The organism is Microbulbifer maximicatervae (SeqCode) (assembly GCF_052468155.1).
In genome coordinates, this window is record NZ_CP174335.1 from 875109 (window position 1) to 894476 (window position 19368).

21 protein-coding genes are annotated in these 19368 nt (G+C 48.6%); 11 read left to right on the forward strand and 10 right to left on the reverse strand.

All coding sequences use genetic code 11. The annotated features are described in order from the left end of the window. Positions 1-95: 95 nt before the first annotated feature. From ACJJIY_RS03615 to ACJJIY_RS03625, 3 genes are all read left to right on the forward strand, one after another. The gene (locus ACJJIY_RS03615) at positions 96-1025 is read left to right on the forward strand and encodes an alpha/beta hydrolase (protein WP_445359129.1); all 930 of its coding nucleotides are present in this window, start codon (positions 96-98) and stop codon (positions 1023-1025) included. A gap of 213 nt (positions 1026-1238) precedes the next feature. Continuing rightward, entirely contained in the window at positions 1239-1835 is a 597-nt protein-coding gene (locus tag ACJJIY_RS03620) for a lipase family alpha/beta hydrolase (RefSeq protein WP_445359130.1), read from the forward strand. A 55-nt stretch (positions 1836-1890) separates the two neighbouring features. Continuing rightward, entirely contained in the window at positions 1891-2343 is a 453-nt protein-coding gene (locus ACJJIY_RS03625) for a phosphate-starvation-inducible PsiE family protein (RefSeq protein WP_282930894.1), read from the forward strand. A gap of 62 nt (positions 2344-2405) precedes the next feature. Here ACJJIY_RS03625 and ACJJIY_RS03630 read toward each other — a convergent pair whose 3' ends face one another. The 7 genes from ACJJIY_RS03630 to ACJJIY_RS03660 all read right to left on the reverse strand — a co-directional run bounded on the left by ACJJIY_RS03630 (position 2406) and on the right by ACJJIY_RS03660 (position 7545). Next, positions 2406-3164, reverse strand: coding sequence for a TerC family protein (locus tag ACJJIY_RS03630; protein ID WP_445359131.1), 759 nt, complete (start codon positions 3162-3164; stop codon positions 2406-2408). Between the two features lie 89 nt (positions 3165-3253). Continuing rightward, positions 3254-3640: a SpoIIAA family protein gene (locus ACJJIY_RS03635; protein WP_445359132.1), complete on the reverse strand. Its 387-nt coding sequence runs from the start codon at positions 3638-3640 to the stop codon at positions 3254-3256. Positions 3641-3780: 140 nt separating this feature from the next. Beyond that, positions 3781-4272: a VOC family protein gene (locus ACJJIY_RS03640; RefSeq protein ID WP_282930891.1), complete on the reverse strand. Its 492-nt coding sequence runs from the start codon at positions 4270-4272 to the stop codon at positions 3781-3783. Beyond that, positions 4214-4525 (reverse strand): putative signal transducing protein, encoded by a 312-nt coding sequence (locus tag ACJJIY_RS03645; protein WP_282930890.1) that lies wholly within the window; start codon positions 4523-4525, stop codon positions 4214-4216. Before ACJJIY_RS03645 ends, ACJJIY_RS03640 begins: the two co-directional genes overlap by 59 nt. A 96-nt stretch (positions 4526-4621) precedes the next feature. Further along, the gene (locus ACJJIY_RS03650) at positions 4622-5020 is read right to left on the reverse strand and encodes a hypothetical protein (RefSeq protein WP_445359133.1); all 399 of its coding nucleotides are present in this window, start codon (positions 5018-5020) and stop codon (positions 4622-4624) included. Between the two features lie 269 nt (positions 5021-5289). Further along, positions 5290-6798, reverse strand: coding sequence for an aldehyde dehydrogenase (locus ACJJIY_RS03655; protein WP_445359134.1), 1509 nt, complete (start codon positions 6796-6798; stop codon positions 5290-5292). A gap of 84 nt (positions 6799-6882) precedes the next feature. Next, the gene (locus tag ACJJIY_RS03660) at positions 6883-7545 is read right to left on the reverse strand and encodes a fumarylacetoacetate hydrolase family protein (protein WP_282930887.1); all 663 of its coding nucleotides are present in this window, start codon (positions 7543-7545) and stop codon (positions 6883-6885) included. A gap of 150 nt (positions 7546-7695) precedes the next feature. Between ACJJIY_RS03660 and serA the strand changes: the two genes are divergently transcribed. The 8 genes from serA (at position 7696) to ACJJIY_RS03700 (ending at position 15476) form a co-directional block, all read left to right on the forward strand. After that, on the forward strand, positions 7696-8943 hold the full coding sequence (gene serA, locus ACJJIY_RS03665; RefSeq protein WP_445359135.1) for a phosphoglycerate dehydrogenase: 1248 nt from the start codon (positions 7696-7698) through the stop codon (positions 8941-8943). Between the two features lie 200 nt (positions 8944-9143). Further along, positions 9144-10052: an EamA family transporter RarD gene (gene rarD, locus ACJJIY_RS03670; protein ID WP_444906985.1), complete on the forward strand. Its 909-nt coding sequence runs from the start codon at positions 9144-9146 to the stop codon at positions 10050-10052. Positions 10053-10103: 51 nt separating this feature from the next. After that, on the forward strand, positions 10104-11180 hold the full coding sequence (locus ACJJIY_RS03675) for a sensor histidine kinase (protein ID WP_445355481.1): 1077 nt from the start codon (positions 10104-10106) through the stop codon (positions 11178-11180). Next, entirely contained in the window at positions 11177-11959 is a 783-nt protein-coding gene (locus ACJJIY_RS03680; RefSeq protein WP_444926159.1) for a LytR/AlgR family response regulator transcription factor, read from the forward strand. Before ACJJIY_RS03675 ends, ACJJIY_RS03680 begins: the two co-directional genes overlap by 4 nt. 138 nt (positions 11960-12097) lie before the next feature. Then, the gene (locus tag ACJJIY_RS03685; protein ID WP_445355480.1) at positions 12098-12547 is read left to right on the forward strand and encodes a cupin domain-containing protein; all 450 of its coding nucleotides are present in this window, start codon (positions 12098-12100) and stop codon (positions 12545-12547) included. Between the two features lie 93 nt (positions 12548-12640). Continuing rightward, a complete protein-coding gene (locus ACJJIY_RS03690) occupies positions 12641-13867 on the forward strand; it encodes an MBL fold metallo-hydrolase (RefSeq protein WP_445359136.1) in 1227 nt (408 codons plus the stop codon). Between the two features lie 440 nt (positions 13868-14307). After that, positions 14308-15039, forward strand: a complete 732-nt coding sequence (locus tag ACJJIY_RS03695) for a DUF4386 domain-containing protein (protein ID WP_444911719.1) — start codon at positions 14308-14310, stop codon at positions 15037-15039. Further along, complete coding sequence (locus ACJJIY_RS03700; protein ID WP_445355478.1) at positions 15036-15476, forward strand: DUF6326 family protein; 441 nt, start codon at positions 15036-15038, stop codon at positions 15474-15476. Before ACJJIY_RS03695 ends, ACJJIY_RS03700 begins: the two co-directional genes overlap by 4 nt. A gap of 202 nt (positions 15477-15678) precedes the next feature. Here the strand turns inward: ACJJIY_RS03700 and ACJJIY_RS03705 are convergent, their stop codons facing one another. The 3 genes from ACJJIY_RS03705 to ACJJIY_RS03715 form a co-directional block, all read right to left on the reverse strand. Next, positions 15679-16662, reverse strand: a complete 984-nt coding sequence (locus ACJJIY_RS03705; protein WP_444918474.1) for an alpha/beta hydrolase — start codon at positions 16660-16662, stop codon at positions 15679-15681. 115 nt (positions 16663-16777) lie between these two features. Then, entirely contained in the window at positions 16778-17842 is a 1065-nt protein-coding gene (fba, locus tag ACJJIY_RS03710; protein ID WP_282930878.1) for a class II fructose-bisphosphate aldolase, read from the reverse strand. A gap of 89 nt (positions 17843-17931) precedes the next feature. Then, positions 17932-19095, reverse strand: coding sequence for a phosphoglycerate kinase (locus ACJJIY_RS03715; protein WP_445355477.1), 1164 nt, complete (start codon positions 19093-19095; stop codon positions 17932-17934). Positions 19096-19368: the final 273 nt, after the last annotated feature.

Sequence of the window (19368 nt, forward strand, 5' to 3'; positions counted from 1 at the left end):
GCCCAACACCAAAGTCAGCCCCTTAGGGGGAGGAGCCCTGCCACTGGTTTTATAGATAGAGTAGAACTTTATCTACACCCCAAAGGCAGGGCGCTATGGATATCTATAAGACCTTATTATTCGGTATTCTTTTCAGTCTAATACCACCGTGTACAGCTGAAGAACCCCCTAAAGAAGTACAGGTATCGGCAGGAAAGCTTGAAACACTGCCCTCCCTGACACTGGAAGGACTTGCTGAGCGCCCAATTCATGTATGGCTGCCTGATCAATATCCTACACAGAAACCCTATGCCGTCCTTTATATGCACGATGGACAGATGCTGTTCGACAGTAAAACCACCTGGAATGGCCAGGAGTGGGGCATGGATGAAGTCGCCTCTCGGTTAATAGCAGAAAAGAAGGTACGTCCCTTCATTGTTGTCGCTATCGATAACATTGAGACACTTCGCCACGGTGACTACTTCCCCCAGAAAGCTCGGAGTTTTTTGCCTAAAGAAGCTTCACAGGTCCAACATCCATTTAACCAAGCCGAATTGCGTGGAGATCTTTACTTACAATTTTTGGTGACCAAGGTGAAACCCTATATTGATAGTCATTACGCTGTGAGTGGTGATCACAGCGACACCTTTATTGCCGGCGCGAGTATGGGAGGATTAATATCACTCTATGCGGTCACAGAGTACCCCGAAGTGTTCTCTACGGCTGCAGCTATATCCACCCATTGGCCAGGGATTAACCCCGACGACAAACTACCGATAGCTGAGGCTATTCGCGACTATCTAGAGGCAAATTTACCTAAGCCTGGAAGTCACCGGTTTTATTTTGACCATGGTACAGAAACCCTGGATGCTTATTACCCGCCTCTGCAACGGGCTGTGGATAAAATCATGCGCCAGAAAGGGTATTCCTATTTAAATTGGCAAACCCAAGTATTTGAGGGTCATGCCCATGATGAGAAATCATGGAATTCTAGACTCGATGAAATATTAATATTTATATTTGGAAACCCTCAAACAGACGCTTGAATTACTTTTTTATTTCAGATGCCGGCGTCTATATAAATAAAAGACATAGTTGCCGGCATTCCAACTTATCCCTTAAGACTACTTTGCTACTTTGTGGCATCCAACAATAGTTCTGCAACTATACTTCTCTATCAAGCTCCCAATAGTTTTTGGCAGACAAATAACTATTGCGATTGAAGCTTTTCCTAACGCATCACTTCTCCTGCGACAAGAATGAAACGTAAAAGCCGAACTGTTCTTTTAATACCTGGAATTTTTGATCGAGGAACCTCCTTACTTAGAATGCAGCACGAATTAGCTGCCGAAAATTATGACGTACACTATATCCACCTACGCTATAACTCCGGCTGGCATGGTATGGAACACCTTTCGTCCCAGCTTTTCGCAAAATTGGAGCACATCGTAGATAAAGAAACTACCTGTACCCTGGTGGGATTCAGCATGGGAGGGATAATCGCTCGGTATTATTTACAAGCCCTTAATGGTTTGGAGCGGGTGCATAAATTTATATCAATTTCCTCTCCCCATCATGGTAGTTACTGGGCAAACTTTCTTCCTTACAAAGGTGGGAAACAATTGCGGATCGGCAGTGATTTTTTACGCGCGTTGAACTTAGGCATTCAAAAATTGGAGGTTACCGAACCGGCTTCAATCTGGACACCCTATGACATAACCATTATGCCCCATAGTAGTGCTATCCTGGGCTTGGGAACATCCTACGAAGTTCCAGTGATACTACATCGAATGATGCCGCTAAGTAGCAAGGTAATTTCATTACTAAAACGGGAAATTAAATCAGGATTGGATTAAGAAGCTCACTGACAGAAACTAGCTTTAATTTTATGAGTTTAACGAGAAGTAAGGCATGGACAGCCCAGAAGAAAAAACTTCGATTACAGATAAGGCAATTCACAACTACTATCGAAAATTTGAAAGCCTGATTGCCTTAATTTTGACTTTTATTATTGTTGTAATCGTAATAGTCGCGATCAGTCGATTGGGATATTCTGTATACAATATGTTACTGGTGGGCATGCAGGACCCTCTGGACCACAAGGTATTTCAAACAATATTTGGCGAAATTATTACTTTACTGATTGCACTGGAATTTAGCCATACACTTCAATATGTAGTTACACGTCAACAGAGTATTATTCAAACCAAAGTTGTCGTACTTATTGCTATTCTGGCTTTATCCAGAAAATTTATTATTTTAGATCTGGATAAGGTCAATGCTGGCGAGCTTTTGGGGTTATCTACAGCCACTCTCGCACTGGGCCTTACTTACTTAATATTGAAGCTTAAAAATAGTAACTAAGGGTACTTTTGTAAACCAGACAGTAATCCAGGGTGGAGGAACACCTCCACCCTCTCACTATTTTAACTATCCTCACGTAGAGCGTGATGTAACTTTACCGGTGGGGTCTTACGGGCTTTCTTACTGCGCATGCGCAAATTGAGGAACTCCACAGCCATTGAAAACGCCATGGCAAAGTAGATATATCCCTTAGGTACATGGACATCAAACCCTTCAACCACCAGAGTTAAGCCCACCATAATTAAGAAGGATAGTGCCAGCATTTTCACGGTAGGATGACGATCAACAAAATCCCCGATTGGTTTAGCCGCTACCAACATAACGATTACCGCCAGAATAATCGCTATTGACATGATTGAGATCTCGTCGACCAATCCCACAGCGGTAATTACAGAATCCAAGGAAAAGACAATATCCAATAGTGCAATTTGTAGTAGCACCATCCAAAATCCCGCACTGCCGAGCGAGGATGCACTCTCCTCTTCACCCTCGAGACTATTGTGAATTTCATGGGTAGCTTTAGCGATTAGGAACAGCCCTCCGCCAACCAAAATAATATCGCGACCTGAAATTTCCATGCCATAGATGCTAAATAGTGGCTCGACCAAGCCCATAATCCATACAATAGAGAAAAGCAGAACCAACCGGGTCACCATTGCCAGGGTAAGACCAATAAAGCGCGCGGGCTCTCTCTGTTTTGGAGGCAACCGTCCAACCAAAATGGAGATAAAGATAATATTATCGATGCCCAGCACTATCTCCAGCGCCGCCAACGTGGCCAATGCTATCCAGGCCTCAGGGCTGGCTATCCACTCAAACATACGATCTAATCCTTATATAATTTATTATTTAATAAGCCTTTAATGGACAAATACTTTATTTTTCTATTCTGGCTTTATCACTTCAAAATCTAGGTATCTTCCTCCAGCCAAGCTTTCGCCTCAGTTTCTGATTCAAATGTTCGATATTCACCACCAATAAACCAGCTACCTACTTTTCCGGCGACTTTTAGCCAGCGTTTATCTGAAAGTACGGCAACCCGGTTAAACTCCCGGCCGTATTCAATACCCAACTTAAAATCATCCCAAGCCGCCCGAGGCTCCCACCCCTCCAATTCTCGAGCATCCATAAATACGTTTATTTTTGGGTGCTCAACTTTTTCTATTGCTGCGGTTAACATTGGTACCATGGTTTCGTAATCATCATGGGTCAACTTACCACGGGCCTTCACAGTAAGGAAAATATAATCGAATTTCTGTTCCAAACCGATAGACACACCATGGGACGTAACAGTCATAAGACACCTGTAAATCTTTTACGAATTATCACTACATAATCCATACTTTAATCATCGAAAAAGCCATGAATTCATGAGTTAAGATAAAAAGATCATATTAATTGAAAGGTGATAGGTTTAAGTATTTGAATAGCTACTCTCTACAAGCTGATAGTATCAGAACCACTGCCATCAAACTGTACCAGACAGAACTCATTTCCAAAGGGGTCAGTTAATGAAGACTTAACTCCCCATTCTTTTTGCTGGATTTCACCCTGTATCTGTCCACCAGCATCGACCACCTGCTCTATTGCCAGAAGCAAATCCTCTACAACAATATCCATATTTACCGGCGTCCAGTGCCGATCATAGCTACCTATATTTTTTTTACTGTTTATCGGCCAGATCCCCGAATCCCTTTGCTGTAGAAATATAGGCACAGTGCCACCGAGCATCTCAATCATATCCGTTCCCAGGCGGCGACCTTCGTAGAGGCCAAATGCATCTCGATAAAAATTGATCGCCCGGTTTAAGTCATCGACATCAATGTTGAGAAGTACTTGCATTGTGATATGCGACCCACAAAACTCCGCTTTAGTCAGCTCCTGCTGGCTTGGGTTCTCCACATTGCCAGCAGTAATCAAAAGCTGCACCGTTATCTTCCCCACATGCCTGGCAGAACCAGCTATTCGAATCCACCTCAGCCTCAGCCAGGACCTGTCGGGCCCGCTCCAAATCGCGGTCACGCTCTAACCATAATTCTGGCCAAACCTGGTTGGGGGCTAATTCACCAGTAGCCCCCTGGGCATATTCGTTTTTTAATTGTGTTTTTATTCCCGCAACTTCAAGTCGACTCTTTGCCAACTCAACCAGCAAACGGTTTTCATGGGTATAAATAAGTTTCATAATTGGGCCGCACAAATATCAGGAATCCCCAGATTACACAGCTATTAATCTGCAAACAAACCCTGCTTCTGCCAAGCCGGCAATTCCTGAAAATTCTCAGCGCACACCGATCAAACCACAGTTTTCATATTCACAGTATTTCTCTTCTCCAACCGTAATGATCTCCAGAATAGACTCTACGGAGTCAACTGCTGAACGGCTGTTCAATAGAATTCTGCCTGAGCGATTGGCAATATATTCAAGGACAATTTTTCCTTTTCTATTGCGATGCTCAGCAATTTTCTGCCCTTTTCTAACTTGATCACCACGATTGACAAATAGCCTGATCCACTCTCTTTGCCTCTGCTTGAGATTGTTATTGTGAGACATACTCGTATAAATTTTTTCTGCGCTAACAAGCCCTGCTATTTCGCCAAAAACTGGCGCTTTTTCAGCATGGGCATAGGTCGCACCAATGGCACTTAAAGCCACAAATAGAACGGTAGTTTTGTTCAAATCAGCACCCCTACACGCTATAAAACTCGTGAACTGGAATACTCATATCCTGAAAATGTCGCCCCAAACTTTTCTCAGGGCAATAAGTTAGGTATAGCTGACTAGATAATTCACGCCAGAAAATCCACTGCGCGTCGATCCGGCAGCTGGTATGAAGGTAGAGGGAGATAAACACTGACTACACCGGAGCCCTGTATGTCTAGTGGCAATTCCGGCGTGAGTGGGAAAAATGCATGAGGACCGGGAATCCGGCCCTCAAATCTGAAAAGCTAGCTCAAATCAATCCAGGTGGACTTGAGTTCACAGTACTTTTCCAGCGCGTGTAGCGACTTATCGCGGCCATTTCCAGACTGCTTAAAACCGCCAAATGGTACGGTGATATCACCGCCAAAATAGTTATTTACCCAAACAGAGCCGGCGTATATATCCCGGGCCATACGGTGGGCACGCCCCAGGTTATTGGTCCAGATACCCGCCGCCAGGCCGTAGATTGAGTCGTTGGCAATGGCGAGTGCTTCTTCCTCTGTCTCGAACTCGATAACAGACAGTACCGGGCCAAAGATTTCTTCACGGGCGATCGTCATGTCACCGGTGACACCGCGAAATACCGTTGGCTCATAGTAGTAACCGCCTGCTACTTCATCTACCGGTTTGCCGCCGCAAACCAATTGGGCACCCTGCTCCAGGCCCTTGGCCACGTAAAATTCAACCGTATCAAACTGGCTGCGATCGATCAGGGCACCCATACGGGTACTTGGGTTTTGCGGATGCCCGGGCTTAAAGCACTCTGCCGCTTTAGCCACCTTTTGAATAAATTCATCGGCAATAGATTTTTCAACCAGCAGACGCGATCCGGCGGTGCAGGTCTCCCCCTGGTTGTAGAAAATGGCCAGGGCCGCTGCTTCTGCCGCCTTATCCAGATCTGCATCGGCAAATACAATATTCGGGCTTTTACCGCCGAGCTCAAGGAAAGTACGCTTGAGGTTGGACTGACCTGAGTACTCGGTCAGGGTTTTGCCTACTTCGGTGGAGCCTGTAAAGGTCAGGCAATCGATATCCATATGCAGACCCAAGGCCTTGCCCAAGCTACTTCCCGGTCCCGGTAGCACATTTAACACGCCATCCGGCAGGCCCGCTTCCTTAGCCAGGCCCGCCAGCTTAATCGCTGTCAGCGGTGTGTTAGACGCGGGCTTCAGGATAACGCTGTTGCCGGTGGCCAGGGCCGGCCCCAGTTTCCAGGCGGTGGTGGATAAAGGGAAGTTCCAGGGCACAATGGCGGCCACCACCCCCAGAGGCATACGGGTAACCAAGCCCAGCTCACCGGGGCCGGTCGGGGCCACTTCATCGTAAATCTTGTCGATTGCTTCACCGCTCCAACGAATCGTAGTGGCCGCTCCAGGGACATCCACGGCCATGGTATCGCCAATCGGCTTACCCGCATCGAGGCTCTCGAGCAGGGCAATTTCCACCAGATTCTCTTCCATCAGCTCTGCAAAGCGCACCATAATTTTTTTGCGCTGCATTGGCGGCATTTTCGACCAAACACCAGACTCGAAGGTTTCCCGAGCCACCTTTACCACCAAATCCGCGTCACTTGGACCGCAGCTGGCAACTTGCGCCAGCTCTTCACCATTTGCGGGATTAAAAGTGGCGCGAGTTTCACCGGAAAGGGCATCGACATAGCTGCCATTGATAAAGGCACGACCCTCGATCTTCAGTGAGGCCGCCAGAGCCTGCCATTCCTGCAGGTTTTGGGGGATATTATTTTTCGCTGACATGACACACCTCATTTAACTTGGAGATAGTTTTCCCGGTTATATCGAAAATGTGATCACAAATCAAAGGGCTGAAGTCATTCTAAACTAAGCTACCTGCGTTTCCACACGCAGCCAATCATCTTCCAACTGCATCGCCAGATTATCGCCGTGGTGTAATTCGCCCACTCCCGCTGGTGTGCCCGTCAAAACCACATCGCCGGGTTCGAGCGTAAAGTAACTGCTGACATAGGCCACCAGATCGAGAATTGGTGTCAGCATATTTTCGGTTTTACCCTGCTGGCGCAGTTCACCATTCAGCCATAGGGAATAGCTGAGCTTGTCCCAGTCCGGCAACCAATCGAGTTTCACAAAGGGAGAAAGAGGGCATGACTTATCAAACCCCTTGGCCTTTTCCCAAGGATGTCCCGCTTTTTTCAGCTTCGTTTGGAGGTCGCGCAAAGTTAAATCCAGGGAGAGGCCCAAGCCAGCAATGGCCCCAGGGACTTCTGCCACGTTGGCATTACTCAAACGCTTACCAATCAACAGGGCAAGCTCCCCTTCAAAGTGACAACTGCCGCGCCCCGCTGGTAAATGGATGGTGTCTGCCATAGGTACCGCTGCTGTTGCCGGCTTGATAAATAGCAGGGGTTCTTCTGGCACCGGATTATTTAACTCCGCCGCGTGGTCTGCGTAATTGCGCCCCACACAGACAACCTTCCCCAAACCAAACGGTACTTCACTGCCACAGGTAAATTGATGTTGGTACATAGATAAACAAGATAGTTAGGATAGAAATTTCGAATAAAGCCTTGGAGGCTGCATGTGCTATGATCGCGCCTTCGCCAAAATTGCGGCACCCCCGAAGAAGTGATCTAAGCACTTTGCACCTGTTATTCGCACTCAGTGAAGAGATAGTTTATGGCTCCGCACAGTTCCGATCAAAAGAAGTCCCTGCAAAAAGATAAAATCCGCATCCTGTTGCTGGAAGGCGTACACCAGTCCGCCGTCGACTTACTCAGCTCCCGAGGCTACACCAATGTGGAGTACCTCAAGACCTCCCTGCCTGAAGATCAATTGATCGAGAAAATTGCCGATGCGCACTTTATCGGTATTCGCTCGCGTACCCAGTTAACCCGCAAAGTGTTGGAACATTCGTCCAAACTGGTAGCCGTAGGCTGTTTTTGCATCGGCACCAATCAGGTGGATTTACAGGCGGCGACGGAACTGGGTATCGCGGTATTTAATGCGCCCTACTCCAACACTCGCAGCGTTGCCGAGCTGATTATTGCCGAAACTATTTTTATGCTGCGCGGTATTCCAGAGAAAAATGCTGTGTGTCATCGCGGCGGCTGGCAGAAGTCAGCGGTGGGCTCATATGAGGCCCGTGGCAAAACCCTGGGCATTATCGGCTACGGCGCTATCGGCTCCCAGGTTTCTGTTATGGCCGAAGCTATCGGGATGCGAGTCAGATTCTACGATGTGATTACCAAATTGCCGCTGGGCAATGCCACCCAAGTAAACTCACTTCCGGAATTGTTGGCGGAATCCGATGTGGTCTCCCTGCATGTACCAGAGTTGCCTTCCACCAAAATGATGATGGGCGCCGAGCAGATCGCGCAGATGAAGCCCGGCAGTATTCTCCTCAACGCCTCTCGCGGCACTGTGGTAGATATTGATGCCCTGGCAGAAGCACTGAAGAGCAATCACCTGGCCGGTGCGGCGATCGATGTCTTCCCGGTTGAGCCCCGTGGCAACAGCGACGAATTCGTCTCTCCCCTACGCGGAATCGATAAGGCGCTGCTGACCCCTCACGTAGGTGGCTCCACTGTGGAGGCCCAGGAGAATATCGGTACAGAAGTATCGGAGAAACTCGCTCACTACTCCGATAACGGCACCACCACCAGCTCTGTGAACTTCCCGGAAGTAGCACTGCCCGGTCACATGGATACCCACCGCCTGCTGCATATTCACAAGAATGTGCCCGGTGTACTGAGCGCTATCAACCAGGTGTTCTCAGAAAATGCCATCAATATCTCCGCACAGTTCCTGCAAACCAATGAAACAGTGGGCTATGTAGTAATCGATGTGGACGCAGAGTATTCTGATCTGGCACTGGAAAAATTGAAGAGTATCCCCGGCACCCTGCGCTGCCGCGTGCTTTTCTAAGCCTTTCGGTCGTTGGCGGGTACCCACAAATACCCGCCAATGACACGCCAATCGGAGCCTTCCTCGCGGTAAAAAAGATTGATCCCCCCCGGCCACCGCTTCTACAATGGCCAGACCTATTCTTTTGCTTCAGGCCCAGGTGACCACATCCACGTGCCACCCCTGAATCAAAGCCAGAGTTATCCACAGCAGGTGCTCCCTTGCGTAGTAATGATTCCGCCTCAACCGGCCTTCTCGCCGGGATTTCCGCCTTCCTCATTTGGGGGCTGGCGCCACTGTACTTCAATAAATTACAGGATATTCCCGCTGCGGAAATCCTTGCCCACCGCAGTATCTGGTCGCTGGTACTCGCTATTGGTATTCTGCTGATTGTACGCAAAATGCCGGACTTTCTGGCCACCCTGCGCGATGGCAAGAAGATGCGGATGCTGGCCCTGACCACGGTATTGATCGGCGGTAACTGGCTGGTGTTTATCTGGGCGATCAATAACGGCCATTTGCTCGAGGGCAGCCTGGGTTACTACATCAATCCACTGATCAATATTTTGCTGGGGGTCCTGTTCCTGGGTGAGAAACTGCGGCGACTGCAATGGATCGCTGTAGCGCTGGCCGCTACCGGCATTGCCTATGAGCTTTGGCAGTTTGGTCGCATACCGATGATTGCCCTGTTCCTGGCCTGCTCCTTTGCGCTATACGGTTTGGCCCGCAAGCAGGCCCCTGTGGAAAGCCTTACCGGCCTCGCGGTAGAAACTCTCTTTATATTGCCAGTGGCCGTAATCTACCTGTTTTGGAGCGACAGCCCCACCAGCAACTTGCTGAACAACAACCTGGAGTTAAACAGCTTACTGCTCTTTGCCGGCCCCATTACCCTGGTTCCCCTGCTGCTGTTCACGATCGCCGCACGCAGGCTCAACTTATCCACATTGGGCTTCCTGCAATACATCGGCCCCACACTGATGCTGGTGGTAGCCACCCAGGTATTGGGTGAGTCTTTCAGCGAAGAAAAACTCACCACCTTTATGTTTGTTTGGCTGGGTCTAGCGCTCTACTCTGTCGATGCGTTGGCACAGCGGAGAAAGCTGCATCTACAAGGTAAGGCAGCGCTTTAACGGTAAAACCTGTGTAAGAATGGCCGCCTAAATTAACCGAAGGCGGCCATCATGAATTACTCGCCGACAGCCAACCCACCTCAAGTGCGACTGCTACCCAGCAGGCAGCGGTCGCTGACTGTTTTGCTCGCTACTCTGCTTTGGACCCTGCTACTCAGCTTCGGCTGGAAAGGTACTTATACAGAGCTCCTACTGCAAACCAGTACAGCTGCCATATCAGCATTGGTTACTTTTTGCCTGTTCGAGCAATGGCCGCGCAACTTGCCTCAACGATTACCTCGCTGGGTAATACAGGTGGTGGGTGTGGCAATCTCTATTCCACTATCGCTGCTAATCCTGTCTCCTGCCTTGACAGAACCGGGGGCACTTCCACTTTGGCAGGACCACAGCCGACACTGGAGTTTTCTCCTGATAGCGGTGACCGGCATGTTATTCGGGCCCTGGCTCGCTATGTCTGCGCTGTTGCGCCAGCGGGATATTGCTGTACGAGAGCAGGCGCAACTTTTTGAACGGCAGCGGGGTGCCCTGGAGCACCAGGCGCTCAATGCGCGGCTGCGTTTATTGCAATCCCAGGTGGCCCCACACTTCTTATTTAATACACTCGCCAATGTACAAGAGCTGGTAGAGTCTTCATCCCCTCAGGCACCCGCACTACTGAACAACCTGATTGCCTACCTGCGCGCCGCAGTACCGAAACTTGAGTCGGAGCAAAGTACCCTCGAGCAAGAGCTAACTCTGGTGCAGGCTTACCTGGGCCTGATGCAAATGCGTATGCCGGATCGCCTGGAATTTTCTATCAACGCTGATGACGAGGTGCGAAGTCAGTCTTGCCTGCCCATGTCTCTGATGTCACTGGTTGAAAATGCCGTCCGCCATGGCATAGACCCCAGTGAGGAAGGGGGACGTATTGATATTGAAATAAAGCTGGAACAGGGCCTCTGTATTGCCACCGTCACCGATAGCGGTATCGGCATCCAGGACAATTCCAACAGTCTCGGGACAGGGTTGGCAACTTTGAGAGAGCGACTGCAACTCACCTATGGCGATAGTGCAGGCTTGCGTTTGATCGACCAACAGCCCACAGGTCTTTGTGCCGAATTGCTATTCCCCGCCGAGGAGCAAATATGAGTGCCACGCCCACCACCGCCTTAGTAGCTGACGACGAACCACTGCTGCGCCAGTCTTTGGTCCGCAAACTCAAAAGTGTTTGGCCGGAGCTGAAGGTTGTTGCTGAGGCCCGCAATGGTCGTGAAGCCGTAGAACTATTTGAAGAAAAGCAGCCCGATATCTGTTTTCTGGATATCCATATGCCGGGCAAGTCCGGTATTGAGGCAGCCCAGAGTATCGGGCGTCGGGCCCATTTAGTTTTCGTTACCGCATACGACAACTACGCCGTGGAAGCTTTTAGCCAGGGTGCACTGGACTACCTGGTAAAACCGGTAGAGATTGAGCGGCTCGCCGATACCGCCGAGCGGCTTAGGGAACGGCTCAGCAGTTGCAAACCCGTCAATCATCAACAGGAGTTACTCGAGCAATTAGCGAGACAGCTTCAATCCAAGGGAGACAAACCATACCTGCGCTGGATTCGCGCTTCCATAGGCCAGCAATTGCGGATGATACCGGTAGAAGATGTGCACTATTTGCGTTCAGATGAGAAGTATACCCTGGTAGCCTGGAGCGAATCCGGCAATAACAATCTGGAGGCCTGTATTCGCACGCCATTAAAGGATCTAACCCACCAACTTGACCCCGAACTCTTTGCCCAGGTTCATCGCTCTGTTGTCGTCAATTTAAAGGCCGTTCGCCATGTAATAAGGGACGGAGATACCGCTCAAATTACCCTGCTAAATAGGGAAGAAATACTCCCGGTAAGCCGGCGTTACCTGCATCTATTCCGCCAAATGTAATCAGTTTTTTAGTAGGGGGCATTTAAAAGCCAATTTTTTCTCCGGCGTAGGTCCGTAGAGATTATCCCGAATTTATTGGACAGCATTAATTCTTGAATGAGAATTACATAAATCTCCATAAGATTGCCGGAAAGTTCAATGAGCCGCCACCTGCTTTTCCTTGCCATTCTGACACTTGCATTTATCTCGGAAAATATATTTGGCCAGGACAAAACCAAAGACGTAAAGTTTGAAACTCTAGTTTCCTCTACAAAGGACTGGGAAGGACATTCCCTACCAAAAATGAAACCGGGGCAACCGGAATTAACGATTGTTAGCGTTACTATCCCGGTGGGCGAACAGATGCCCGTACACAAGCATCCAGTGCTCAATGGTGTCTATGTAGCAGAGGGCACTTTAACCATTGTACTCCCAGGACAGAAGGAAACGCTTACTCTGGGGGCAGGTAAGGCATTTATCGAAGTTACCGACAAATGGCATTATGGGCGCAATGATGATGATACTCCGGTAACTATTATTCTCTTTTACTCCGGCCTGGAAGGACAGCCAACCACCATCTATAAAAATCCTGATGACAAACTAAGTTAATAGCAGCCTAAATCCTGATCCTTTACAAGGCATGAGTCCACGTCATCTACAGACTTGACCAAAATTGTTCATCATTTTTTTGTACGTTTAAAAATGTCTGCATATCCTTGGTATGTATTTTCCGCACCGACTGGAATCTATAAAACCATGCGACTGATCGTTGATATATTTGCCACTCTTGCCCTCGGGGTGTTTTTCGCGATTTCAAGCCTGGCCGAGCAGCCTGAATCTCTGAAGCGTTACCCACCTTATGTGGAAGATGATGGCAAAATGCACATCTACTTTTGTGGAACTGGCACGCCAGATCCGGGCTATCAATACTTGCGCCATCCCGCCTGTGTTGCTATTCGCAGCAGTGGGAAACTATTCCTCGTGGATGCCGGCGAAGGAGCTACAGCAAGAATTGGCCAGCTCGGCCTTAATCTCGCCCAGCTGGACCCCATTTTTATTACCCACTGGCACTCGGATCACTTTGGTGGTTTGGCCATGGTGATCAACGAGTCCTGGTTTGTTGGTGCCGACTCACCTATTAATGTCTACGGACCCTACGGCATCCATCGCATTTTGGATGGAATTAACAAGAGTTTTGGGCCGGACATCCTTTTTCGATCGGCAAATAGGCAGGGAATTCTCGATCCAGTCCTAGCGGTCGCCACTCCCCACCTAGTGAATATTGCCGGGGATCAAAGCGAGGTCGTACAAGATGTGTGGCACCACAGGGATACCTATGTCTCTGTGTTTGCCGTACATCACGAACCGGTTTTTCCCGCATTTGGTTACGAGATACGTTTTGGCCCCTGTAAAGTCATCATTACTGGTGATACCCATGTTTTCGATGCGCTAGAGCCAATTGAACGGGATGCCGATCTACTGATTTCTGAGGCTCTCAGCTATGCCCAATACATCAGCAAGCTGAAGCAAACCGGGGATAACCGCCGCGCTCGTTTGCGATATGAGAAGGCAAATCAAATTATCCACTACCATTCCAATACTCTGGACATTGCCAAGATGGCAACCAAAGCGGGAGTAAAATCGGTTGCCTTAACACACCTAATACCACCCCCCGTTACTGAAGCTGACAAGATCGGCTTTATTAAGGGAATGCGTAAATTCTATTCGGGCCCAATTCGGGTAATGGATGACCTGGATGAAGTTGTGCTATCGGACAATGGACAGGGTACCTGTAAGGTTGAATACCCTACTAACAGAGTTCCCACAAGTGCAAAACAGACTTCGGAGAAAAGTGATAAACCCCGCAAGAAGCCAGCCTCCACACCGAGTCCCTCCGAATCCAAGAAAGCCAGTCAACAAACCGATTAACAGCAGGCTAAACAGTGTGAGCCGCATACGGTTGGTGGCTCACAAAGCTTCTGGATGGCCATACCATTCCAAATCACTTATCTCACTATTCCGCACTTCAAACCACGCTTTCCGCAGCCTATGCCTAGCTGGGTAGCACACAACTCAATATTCCAATAGGTTTCTTTGCATACAGTGACTCTAAAGAGACCACCATGGCGTCAATAGCTAGTACCCCACACCCAATAGTCTCAGTACCGTTAGCGATACAGAATCTTTACCTCTATTCACAACGGAGCAACACCATAAGTACGTCTTTGCTGACCATATTCTTCTTATGAAATTCCAGCTGATTACCGTGGTTGGAATTTCACCGTAGCACCCTTTATATAGCTACAGCGACTAGGACCTAACCGACTATTGGCTCTCTATCTGTCAATTTGATTTTACAAGGATATAAAATGACTCAAAAAGAATATGCCAGACTTTCTGGGCTTATTTATTTACTTACTATATTGTTGGGAATATTTTCTTTAGTATATGTGCCTTCTAAAATTCCCACAGCGTGGGAAAATGCATCATTAACAGCGCAAAACATCCTGGAATATGAATTTCTATATAGATTAGGAATTTTAGGCGGGATACTTCTCTATATACTATTTTCAATACTGCCACTAGCTTTATATCGCACACTTGCACCTGTAAATAGAGGATGTGCGTTGTTAATGGTTATTTTTGCTCTCACCAGTATTCCATTTACTCTACTCAATATAGTTAACAAAGTTGATGCTCTCACACTTCTTAGCGGAGCAGAATATCTCCTAACTTTTGAAAAAGAACAAATTTATACCCAGGTATTATTGTTATTAAAATCGTATAGTAACGGAATCCAAATAATCCATGTTCTCTGGGGATTATGGTTACTTCCTTTCGGATACCTGGTCTACAAATCAAACTTACTACCAAAAATACTGGGCATACTGTTAATGGCAGGATGCCTTAGCTATTTAGTAAGGTTCTGCGCAAATTTACTTTTCCCTGAATATCAAATCCCCGCTTTTATTAGAGTACCCGCCTCTCTAGGGGAGATCGGAACCTGTCTATGGTTACTAATTATGGGCATTAGAACTCCACCAACTATTACCGAATCAAATCAAAAGTTATCTACCAGTAAGATCGAGGGAATGTCATGAACGATAAAGACAACTTAAAGAGCACATCGACCAAGCTCACTGACAGTCATTTAGATGTTAAGATTAAAATAGCCGGGCTATGGGCTTCAGTAGTACTACTTTACATCTATGGGGATTTCTTTGGGCTATTTAGGACAGGAAAAATAGATAGAATAATTGAGGGGTTCGGGCCATTTGGAGCGGTCACACAAGAGTCACTACTTACTGTATCAATCATTGTGTCACTCCCCTGTATTATGGTTGCCCTTACTTTATTACTTAAACCATCTATCTCTCGCTGGATAAATATTATTACATCCTCAGCTTTCATTATTTTCTTATTTGTAACATTTTTAATGTCCACCTGGTATTTCTACTTCTATCTGGGATTTATCGAGATTATTCTCAAATTAGCTATTATTTGGCTGGCTTGGCGCTGGCCTCATGAGGAGTATTAATAGAGTTTTTGACCAAAGGAGAAGGAAAGGACATATTGTACTTGGGCACCGCCGCATAAGGCATGGATGGCGTCTTCGACCTTATCGGGGAAATTTACAGAGCGTTCATTTCTTCTAACTAAGTAGATTCGCTAAGGCTTTCCGAGTGAAAAGTGCAGGTCAAAACTCTGCGAGTTGAGCGATACAAGTTATCGCTCACAGCCTATTTGGTTAACCACTCATCCATCGCCGCTAATATTTGATGGCGATAAGGTTGGGTTTCGTTAATCATCTGGTGCCGGGCACCGCGTATCAATACCCGGTGGCAATTGGGAAAACGATTCCGAACAGCATGAAGACCATAACGCCAATCAACGGTTTTATCATCCGTTCCCTGAACCAAAAGGATCGGGCGCGGGTTGCGTGCCGTGCGGGGAAATGTCTGCAACCAATCCACCATCGCCCTGAGCCAGCTCATAGAGATTGATTGAGATTGAAGGGGGTCCCTGAGTGCCTGACGTCGAGAAAACTCCACATCGTGGGTATTAATCGTAAAGGCCCGGCCGGGTTCGCGGATAAACAGGCGGCCCACATAATATTTCCAGCGATTTAGCCAGGCCCAGTTTGACGGCCTTACCAAGGGAGCCAACAAAAAGACCTTATCCAGTGGCTGCCAGCGGCTGTATTGCAGATGGGCCAGTAGTGCAGCGCCACCGGTGCTCTGGCCCATTGCATGCCAAGGCCCGGGCAACTTATTTCGCGCAACTTCCAACAGTCCATCAAACGCCTGGCGGTATTGCAGGAAAGTATGGATAGCTACACGCTCACCACTGGATAAACCATGTCCGGGGAAATCAAAAATCACTACATTGAGGTCCCGCTCCAGGCCAAAGCGGATTGCCGGACCATAAATACCCGTATGATCAAAATAGCCATGGCAAATAAACAAGGTGCCCTTGGGATTCTCGACCATCCAATACTGTGAAACCAGTTCAAATCCGGCAACTTTAAAAGTGCCGACTCCGGTCTTATGGGCTCGGGGAAAATGCAAATCGTAAAAATTACGATAATCCCGCAGTTCTTTGCACAGAGGGGTTTCGTCAGCGCCAAAATCCAGTTCAGGCAACTTCTGACGCAATGCAGAGTAGTCCGGTCGCTTTATTACCGGGCTATTATCGTAGGTGCTGAGGTCTTGCAAAGTATCCATTAGTGCAATGGTACTGCATTTTGGCGGTAGGGGTAGTGATATCGTAGCGGGAAAGACAACCTGAAAAGAAAAAAGGTGGGCATAGAGCCCACCTCTTCGCAACAGTGGAAGACTGTTACTTGATTTGCGGCTCCAGCTCACCGGCAGCGTAGCGTTCGCTCATAACATCGAGGCTAACAGGGCGAATCTTGCTGGCATTACCAGCAGTGCCAAACGCCTCATAACGAGCGATACAGATTTCCTTCATCGCCTGCATAGCGGCTTTGTAGAACTTGCGCGGGTCAAACTCGGATGGGTTCTGAGCCAGGAAGCGACGTGTGGCACCAGTCGAGGCCAAGCGCAGGTCGGTATCGATATTGACCTTGCGCACACCGTACTTGATACCTTCACAGATCTGCTCAACAGGTACGCCGTAGGTTTCCGGGATCTCACCACCAAACTCATTGATTACAGCCAGCCACTCCTGGGGTACAGAAGAGGAACCGTGCATTACCAGGTGGGTGCCTGGAATACGAGCGTGAATCTCTTTGATACGGTCGATGGCCAGGATGTCCCCTGTGGGCGGACGAGTAAACTTGTAAGCACCGTGGCTGGTACCACAGGCAATTGCCAGGGCATCCACCTTGGTTTTCTGTACAAAGTCAGCAGCCTCTTCCGGATCGGTCAGCAGCTGATCGTGGGACAACTTGCCCTCAGCGCCAACACCATCTTCCTCTCCCGCCATACCGGTTTCCAGGGAACCCAGGCAGCCCAACTCACCTTCAACAGAAACACCACAGGCGTGGGCCATATCCACCGCGCGCTTAGTGACATCTACGTTGTACTCGTAAGAAGCCGGGGTCTTGCCGTCCTCCTCAAGGGAACCATCCATCATCACTGAGCTAAAGCCCAGTTGGATAGAGCGCTGGCAAACGGCGGGGCTGGTGCCGTGATCCTGGTGCATAACTACCGGGATCTCAGGGAACTCCTCAATAGCCGCAAGAATAAGGTGGCGCAGGAAGGGAGCGCCGGCATACTTGCGGGCGCCCGCAGAGGCTTGAACGATTACTGGAGAATCGGTCTCTTTGGCCGCTTCCATAATCGCACGCATCTGCTCTAGATTGTTTACATTAAATGCAGGTACACCGTAGCCATGCTCTGCGGCATGGTCCAACATTTGGCGCAGGCTGATAAGAGCCATAATTAATTCCTTTCTCGTCTACTCGTAGTATTTGTATTTTTGCTTTTATGACCTGCCTGCAAATTGCGACAGGCCTTACTTTTCGTTATTTAGTCTTGTGCGCGGCTTTCCAGTATAGCGACCGCTGGAAGCTTCTTACCTTCAACATATTCAAGGAAGGCACCGCCACCCGTGGAGATATAGGAAACCTTGTCGGCAATGCCATACTTATCCACAGCTGCCAGGGTGTCGCCGCCACCAGCTATAGAAAACGCTGCGCTCTCGGCAATGGCTTTAGAGAGGTGCTCGGTACCGTTGCCAAACTGGTCAAATTCAAACACACCTACAGGACCATTCCAGATAATGGTTTTCGCACTGCTGAGAATTTCTTCCAGTTGCTCGGAGGATTTCGGACCGATATCAAAAATCATATCGTCTTCAACCACAGCATCGGCACTTTTGGTTTCCGCTGCGGCGGATTCACTGAATTCTTTACCTGTGACTACATCAGTTGGCACAGGGATATCACACTTCTGCATCAGGGCCTTGGCGGTATCTACCAGATCGTGCTCGCAAAGGGACTTGCCCACTGGCTTGCCGCTGGCTGCCAGGAAGGTATTGGCAATACCACCACCAACAATCAGTTGATCGACTTTGTCAGCCAGGCTTTCGAGTACCGTCAATTTTGTAGAAACTTTGGAACCACCAACAATAGCAACCAGCGGGCGCGCCGGTTCAGCCAGGGCTTTCTCCAATGCGTCCAGCTCAGCAGCCAACAGAGGGCCGGCGCAAGCAACCGGTGCAAATTTAGCCACACCATGGGTGGAAGCCTGGGCCCGGTGGGCAGTACCAAAGGCATCCATCACGAAGATATCGCACAACTGGGCATAGGCCTTTGCCAGAGACTCATCGTCCTTTTTTTCACCGCTGTTGAAACGTACATTTTCCAGCAGGGCAACTTCCCCATCGGCCAGTTCAACGCCATCGCGCCACTCTTTGACCAGCGCCACATCACGACCCAACAGCTCACCCAGGTGTGCAGCAACAGGGGCCAGGGAGAATTCTTCCGCGTACTCCCCCTCTGTGGGGCGCCCCAGATGGGACATCAACAGCACTTTAGCCCCGGCTTCGATGGCGGCTTTTATCGTCGGTAGTGCCGCGCGAATACGTGCATCGGAAGTTACACGACCGTCCTTAACCGGTACATTCAGGTCCTCACGGATAAGTAAGCGCTTACCAGCGAGATCGAGATCTGCCATCAGTTTGACCGCCATTAGCCAATCCTCTTCTACTTCGATTAACTGAAAAATGTGGGCGGCGATTATATCAACTGGAACCTATTGATGCCGATATTAAAAACAGGGGAATACGTTGTTATAACAGCCAATCTACGCATTATTAGCGCAGTTGTTACTGTCTTCTGGGTCATATAATCAGTTGTAGTCGATGCTTATCGCCCTTGACTTGCGCTGTAAGCGAGCAATCACCTCCATTCAAGATGGCACCTGGAGCCAATTTTCAAACAGCCTTATAGCAACTTTAGATTT

What these genes read in the sequence shown, in the direction of transcription:
- ACJJIY_RS03655 (WP_445359134.1), bottom strand. Translation starts at nt 6,798, where the DNA reads ATGTCAGCGAAAAATAATATCCCCCAAAACCTGCAGGAATGGCAGGCT.
- ACJJIY_RS03700 (WP_445355478.1), top strand. Translation starts at nt 15,036, where the DNA reads ATGAACGATAAAGACAACTTAAAGAGCACATCGACCAAGCTCACTGAC.
- ACJJIY_RS03705 (WP_444918474.1), bottom strand. Translation starts at nt 16,662, where the DNA reads ATGGATACTTTGCAAGACCTCAGCACCTACGATAATAGCCCGGTAATA.
- ACJJIY_RS03630 (WP_445359131.1), bottom strand. Translation starts at nt 3,164, where the DNA reads ATGTTTGAGTGGATAGCCAGCCCTGAGGCCTGGATAGCATTGGCCACG.
- ACJJIY_RS03625 (WP_282930894.1), top strand. Translation starts at nt 1,891, where the DNA reads ATGGACAGCCCAGAAGAAAAAACTTCGATTACAGATAAGGCAATTCAC.
- ACJJIY_RS03715 (WP_445355477.1), bottom strand. Translation starts at nt 19,095, where the DNA reads ATGGCGGTCAAACTGATGGCAGATCTCGATCTCGCTGGTAAGCGCTTA.
- ACJJIY_RS03645 (WP_282930890.1), bottom strand. Translation starts at nt 4,525, where the DNA reads ATGAAACTTATTTATACCCATGAAAACCGTTTGCTGGTTGAGTTGGCA.
- ACJJIY_RS03695 (WP_444911719.1), top strand. Translation starts at nt 14,308, where the DNA reads ATGACTCAAAAAGAATATGCCAGACTTTCTGGGCTTATTTATTTACTT.
- ACJJIY_RS03690 (WP_445359136.1), top strand. Translation starts at nt 12,641, where the DNA reads ATGTCTGCATATCCTTGGTATGTATTTTCCGCACCGACTGGAATCTAT.
- ACJJIY_RS03635 (WP_445359132.1), bottom strand. Translation starts at nt 3,640, where the DNA reads ATGACTGTTACGTCCCATGGTGTGTCTATCGGTTTGGAACAGAAATTC.
- ACJJIY_RS03615 (WP_445359129.1), top strand. Translation starts at nt 96, where the DNA reads ATGGATATCTATAAGACCTTATTATTCGGTATTCTTTTCAGTCTAATA.
- ACJJIY_RS03680 (WP_444926159.1), top strand. Translation starts at nt 11,177, where the DNA reads ATGAGTGCCACGCCCACCACCGCCTTAGTAGCTGACGACGAACCACTG.
- ACJJIY_RS03660 (WP_282930887.1), bottom strand. Translation starts at nt 7,545, where the DNA reads ATGTACCAACATCAATTTACCTGTGGCAGTGAAGTACCGTTTGGTTTG.
- serA (WP_445359135.1), top strand. Translation starts at nt 7,696, where the DNA reads ATGGCTCCGCACAGTTCCGATCAAAAGAAGTCCCTGCAAAAAGATAAA.
- ACJJIY_RS03685 (WP_445355480.1), top strand. Translation starts at nt 12,098, where the DNA reads ATGAGCCGCCACCTGCTTTTCCTTGCCATTCTGACACTTGCATTTATC.
- ACJJIY_RS03675 (WP_445355481.1), top strand. Translation starts at nt 10,104, where the DNA reads ATGAATTACTCGCCGACAGCCAACCCACCTCAAGTGCGACTGCTACCC.
- fba (WP_282930878.1), bottom strand. Translation starts at nt 17,842, where the DNA reads ATGGCTCTTATCAGCCTGCGCCAAATGTTGGACCATGCCGCAGAGCAT.
- ACJJIY_RS03620 (WP_445359130.1), top strand. Translation starts at nt 1,239, where the DNA reads ATGAAACGTAAAAGCCGAACTGTTCTTTTAATACCTGGAATTTTTGAT.